This is a genomic window from bacterium (assembly GCA_024228115.1).
Lineage (GTDB): Bacteria > Myxococcota_A > UBA9160 > UBA9160 > UBA6930.
This window is the reverse complement of sequence record JAAETT010000536.1, coordinates 1-5,692: the sequence shown is the minus strand read 5'-3', so window position 1 is coordinate 5,692 and position 5,692 is coordinate 1. Positions and strand designations below refer to the sequence as shown.

Genomic DNA, 5,692 nt, shown 5'->3' with positions numbered 1-5,692 from the left:
CTCACGCGCCAAGTCCAAGCCTGGCAAGACGATCGCAACCGAACGACGAAGGGCGTCGACTGGCAATTCACGACCCAACAAGCCCGCGTGAAACTGCGACGACTCTACCCCCAGCTTTTGGTGTGACAAGGGACTAGGGGTAGATCAGGGTGAAAATGCCTACAAAACCATAGGCTCCCTCAGGTATTCTCCAGCCGTGGAGATCACCTGGAATTGATACTCAAGGTCAATGATCGAGTCGGCGATTTCCGAGGAGTGATCCACGATCAGGCTGGAAATGGGATCACCTCCCGAAGCGTTCCCCCCGGGGGTGATCCCTGCTGCCGTTCGCGGCATGGGATACGCTCCCGAGCCCGGGGAATCTGATGGCCGAGCCCAAACCCACGACTGACGTTTCCGAGCTTCCTCGCCCAGGGCGAAGGGAAACCGACGGGCGAATTCTCGTGTTCGTCGTCGCCTATCGCGCCGAGCGCCATCTGGTTTCGGTTTTCGAGCGCATCCCCGCGCACCTCTTCGACGATCCCCGGATTCATTTCCTGGTGATCGATGATGCGTCCAACGATGCGGGACCGGATCTGCTGCAGGCCTGGATCGACGAGCGTGGCATCGAAACCGTCACCGTCACGCGCAATCCGGTGAACCAGGGTTACGGCGGCAATCAGAAGCTCGGCTACCGGCAGGCGCTCGACGCGGGCTACGACTTCACCATCCTGCTGCACGGCGACGGGCAATATGCGCCGGAGCTGCTGCCCCAATTCATCGAAACCTGGCAAAGGACCGGTGCCGACGTGGTGCTCGGCTCCCGTATGGGTGATCTGGCCGCCGCGCGTGCCGGGGGCATGCCCCTCTACAAGCTCGTCGGGAACCAGATCCTGACGCGCTTCCAGAATCTCTTCACCGGGCGCGAGCTCTCCGAGTACCACACGGGCTACCGGGGCTATGGATCTTCCTTCCTGGCCAAGGTGCCGTTCGAGATCAACACGAACGATTTCCATTTCGACACGCAGATTCTGCTCCAGGCCATGCACGTCGGCGCCAAGGTCGAGGAGTTCGATATTCCCACCCACTACGGCGATGAAGATTGTCACGTGGATGGGCTCGACTACGCCTGGAACGTGACCCTCGAGACACTTCGCTACCGCATGCACCGGATGGGGATGCTGTGCTCGCTGCGTTACCGAAACCTCGACGACCCGCCCTGGCGCGGCAATTCAGGATCGGCGGCGCTCTATTCGGCCCACCGGATGGCGGCCGAGGCGCTGCGCGAGCTTTCGCCGGACACGGTGCTCGACCTCGGCTGCGGGGCTGCGGTCGTCGCCGGAGCGGCTACCGCGATGGGCGCAGAAGTGACCGGTGTCGACCGGGAGAAGCCCGCTCCGGGCAGGCTCCAACGGTTCCTGAAGGCGGATCTCAATGATCCCCTGCCGTTCGATCCTTTCGAGTATGACGCGGTTCTCCTGCTCGACATCCTCGAAGAACTGGAGGATCCCGAGGGCTTCCTGTTGGCCCTCCGCAACAAGAGCCGGGTGCTTCGGCCAGGCGCGGTCGGCCCTGCGATGTTGGTCGCGACGCCCAATGTCGCGTTCCTGAGCAATCGGATCGCCTTGCTCTTCGGGCGTTTCAACTACGGGGATCGCGGAATTCTCGATATCGCACACAAGCGCTTGATGAATCGCGCATCCCTGCTCCGGATGCTCCGGGATTGCGGATACGAGATCGAATGGGTGCGAGGTGTTTCGATTCCCTGGGAAGCGGTGATCGGAGGGAAGTTCGGGCGGTTCTTGGAGAGTGCCAGCGAGCTGCTCGCAAGGTTCTGGCAGACGCTCTTCGGTTTCCAGCTCCTCGTGCAATGCCGCCCCCTGCCAGGCGTGGAGCAGGTGCTCGGCGATCGGGAGCGGCTGGCTCCCGCCGCGGAACCGGCCCACGAAGGCTGAAGAGCCGCGGCGAGGCGTGCTCGCCTTGTTGATTCGCGGCTGTGAGATCGACGGCCGACGCGCGGACGTGCGTATCCGGCAGGGTCGGATCGAGTCTGTTTCCGAGGGGCTCTCCCCGGCAGAAGGCGAGCAGGTGCTCGAAGCGGGAGGCGGAATGCTCCTGCCGGGCCTCCACGATCATCACCTGCATCTGTTCGGCCTCGCAGCGGCATTGCGCTCGCTTCCTTGCGGGCCACCAGAGGTCGCCGATCCGGATGCGCTTGCCCGGGCGCTCACCTGCGCCGAACCGGAGAATGGCTGGATCCGCGGCGTCGGTTACCACGAGGCGGTTGCGGGGGAACTCGATCGTGCGGCGCTCGACGCATTGAGGGCCGATGTGCCCCTGCGCATCCAGCACCGGAGTGGCGGCCTCTGGATGCTGAATTCAGCGGCCCTCGAAGCACTGGGGGCCGCGGATCAGTGGCCTGACGGGCGCTTGTTCCGCGCCGATCACTGGCTTCGAGAGCGGATGGCGGCCAGCGATCCTCCGGCCCTGGGTCCGGCTACGGATCAGCTGCTCTCCGTCGGCATCACTGGCTTCACCGATGCGGGCGCGGACAACGGCCCGCAGACGGCGGCCCTCTTCGCGGCGGCACATCGCATGGGCCGGCTTCCCCATCGTTTCCGCATCATGGGGAGCGCAGAGCTGGCCGGAGGTGAGCGAAAACTCCTGCTCGACGAGCCTCGCCTGCCGCCCTTTGCCGAGCTGGTGGCTTCGATTCGAGCCGCTCACGAAGTGAACCGTGGCGTCGCCATTCACGCCGTCACCCGCACCGAGCTCGTGCTGGCGCTTGGCGCCATCGCCGAGGCTGGCGTTCATCCGGGCGATCGCATCGAGCATGCAGCCGTGGCGCCTCCGGAGGCGATCGAGCTGGTGGCGGATCTGGGTGTCACGGTGGTGCTGCAGCCCGGTTTCGTGCACGAACGTGGGGACAGTTACCTCAGCGACGTAGAACCTCGCGATCGCCCGTGGCTGCTGCGCGGGCGCGCATGGCTCGAGGCTGGTGTACCCATCGCGGCCGGTAGCGATGCACCCTACGGTGCGCCCGATCCGTGGCGCGCCATGGCCGCAGCGGCCGATCGGCGCACGCGAGAGGGCGCGATCCTCGGGCCCGACGAGGCGCTGACTCCTGAAGAAGCCCTCGCGCTCTTCGGCGGCTCGCTGGAGAAGCCCGGTGGCCCGCCGCGAAAGGTCGAGGCCGGCCAACCGGCGGATCTATGCCTTCTTTCGCGCCCCTGGAAGGAGGCGCGGGAAGCACTGACGAGCGATCTCGTCGTTGCCACCCTCTGTGCGGGAAAGCTATTCGCTAGGCGAAGCGCATCACGCCCTGATCGATGACGACTTCATCGTTCTGATTCGTCGTCTGGAAGAGACACGTCTCGCCATCGACCCACATCCGCACCGTCAGTTCATCGCCGGGCATGACGGGCTTGGAGAAACGCGCATCCATGGCCTTGAAGCGGGCCGGGTCGCTCTCGCAGATCGCGTGGAGCAGCGCCCGCCCCGTGAAGCCGTAGGTGCACAGGCCGTGCAGGATGGGGCGCTCGAAGCCGCCGAGCTTGGCGAAAGACGGATCCGAATGCAATGGATTGCGGTCCCCGGACAGGCGGTACAGGAGCGGCTGATCGAGGCGGGTCGCATAGCGAACCTCGTGATCCGGCTGCCGATCGGGTCGGCTCCATTCCGGCGCTGGCCCGCGCTCGCCGCCGAAACCGCCTTCTCCCCGAAAGAAAGCCGTCATCCTGGTTCGCAGGAGCGGCTTTCCCGTCGCAACGTCGACGGATTCCGAGACCAGTTCCGCAACACCGGCCTTGCCCTCGCCCTTGTCCCAAAGGGCGGCGATGGAGCCGGTGCTCTCGATCTCGCCTTCCGGCGGGATCTCGCTCAGCAGCTCGATGCCCTGGGCCCCGTGCAGCATCAGCGCCGGGTTGAAGGTGCCGATCTCGCCGAAGGGTATGCCACCACCTCCTAGCACGACGGCCATGGTCGGCAGCGCGCGTTGGGGGGTGTCCTTGGTGTTCTCGGTGGTGAACGCCAACTCTTCGGTGCCGGCGCCTACACCAAGGGCATAGAGCATGGATTCCTCGGAGGTCCAGCTTCGGCGTTCGGGTTGGCCTTTGCGGCCGACGGCATCCGGGTTCAGGGGCATGGGGTCTCCTTCATCAGGTGACGATCCGGTAGAGGACCGTTCCGCGTGCGGTGATCTGACCATCCTCCGCGCTTGCGACCTCGACATCGGACCAGAACATCTCGTCGTCGCGCTGAACGCAGCGACCGTAGGCGACCAGGTCGGCCTTCGGGGCCGGAGCCAGGTTCTGCAACTGCATGCTGGCGGTGGATGCCTTGTAGCGGCCCGGGCCGCTCTCGGCCCAGGAGGCCATGGCCCCCGCGGTATCGAGCAGCGCCAGGACTGCGCCCTCGTGAACACCGCCGGCGAGATCCGCATTGTCGTCGCGGAACGGCATGACGAGCCTCGAGGTTCCGCCGGTCATGTGATCCACGCGGATGCCGCGGTTGCCGATGAACGGGACCCTGCCGATATGCGGGCCCATCGGGCCGGGATCCGCCTCGCCGTGGTCGCCGGCCGCCTTCACGGTTTGCGCGGGCTCCGCGCCCATTCGGCCGCGTACGGTGGTCGTGATCTGGGCGATGGGCTTGCCCTCGGTCGTGTGAACGACGACCGAGATGAAGCAGAGCTGTTTGCCACGTCGCAAGAGTTCGGCGTCGGCCACGACGTCTTCCCCGATGGCCGCGGCCAGATAGTTCACCTGCATCTGGGCCGTATGCCACGGGCCGGAATCTTCACCGAGTACGGCGCGGGCGAGGACCTGGCCACCGATCGCTCCAAGGGATGCCGCGCAACCACCATGCAGGACGTTTCCCGGGTTCGAGTTCTCGTCCTGATAAGGCAGCACGATGCGCGCGGTCTGCTCGCTCAGGTAGTCGAGGCGAACGCCCAGGAAGCGGCTGTAGGGCGAGTCCTCGACCCACTTACGGATGTTCTCCATCGAGCGTTCTTCCTTTGCTCTGGCCGAGCCCGACCACGGATAGCGCGGTCGATCACATCACGGAAAGGTGAATATATTTACACCCAGATACATTATTGCAATCCCATGTAAGCTGGGCGTACTCTCCGGAAGATGGCCGAGCCTGCTGATCTGAATCGCCGTGAGCGCCGCAAACGCGAACTGCATGGTCGGATTCTCGAGGTCGCCGCGGCCCTCTTCGAGGGGCAGGGCTTTCACGAGACCAAGGTTGCCGATATCTGCGTGCAGGCCGACATCGCCCACAAGACCTTCTTCAACCACTTCCCCACCAAGCTCGACCTGCTGCGCGAGATCGCCCACGACGGCGTCGAGCAGCTCGTCCTCGACATCGAGGACATCCGCAAGGCCGAGCGGGGAACGCCGGAGCGCATCCACCGCTTCTTCGACACCGTCGCCGAGCAGATTGCCGAGGCCGGGCCCGGAAATCGCGAGCTCCTGACCCAGGCGGTGCACCTGATCAGTGGCGATGCCGCCGAACGCTCGGATCAGGTGCGGCGGCTGCGCGCCGCGTTCACAGCCATCGTCGAGGACGGAATCGCCCGCGGTGACGTCACCCGCCGTCACGACGTGGAGTCGCTGACCGAGCTGATCATCGGCGCCTACTACGTGTTGATCTTCAACTACGCGAACCTCGATGATTTCCCCGTTCGCGAGCGCGCACGCGCAACGGG

Annotated in this window: 5 protein-coding genes; 3 read left to right on the top strand and 2 right to left on the bottom strand. The window is 65.2% G+C overall.

Annotation, left to right across the window (positions count from 1 at the left end; all coding sequences use genetic code 11):
* Positions 1-365: 365 nt before the first annotated feature.
* The gene (locus GY937_21970) at positions 366-1,934 is read left to right on the top strand and encodes a glycosyltransferase (protein ID MCP5059380.1); all 1,569 of its coding nucleotides are present in this window, start codon (positions 366-368) and stop codon (positions 1,932-1,934) included.
* A 25-nt stretch (positions 1,935-1,959) separates the two neighbouring features.
* Complete coding sequence (locus GY937_21965; protein ID MCP5059379.1) at positions 1,960-3,312, top strand: amidohydrolase family protein; 1,353 nt, start codon at positions 1,960-1,962, stop codon at positions 3,310-3,312.
* Here GY937_21965 and GY937_21960 read toward each other — a convergent pair.
* On the bottom strand, positions 3,281-4,123 hold the full coding sequence (locus tag GY937_21960; GenBank protein ID MCP5059378.1) for an enoyl-CoA hydratase: 843 nt from the start codon (positions 4,121-4,123) through the stop codon (positions 3,281-3,283). The genes GY937_21965 and GY937_21960 overlap by 32 nt on opposite strands.
* 13 nt (positions 4,124-4,136) lie before the next feature.
* Complete coding sequence (locus GY937_21955; GenBank protein MCP5059377.1) at positions 4,137-4,982, bottom strand: PaaI family thioesterase; 846 nt, start codon at positions 4,980-4,982, stop codon at positions 4,137-4,139.
* Between the two features lie 132 nt (positions 4,983-5,114).
* Between GY937_21955 and GY937_21950 the strand changes: the two genes are divergently transcribed.
* On the top strand, positions 5,115-5,692 hold a 578-nt coding region (locus tag GY937_21950), incomplete at its 3' end, for a TetR/AcrR family transcriptional regulator (GenBank protein ID MCP5059376.1).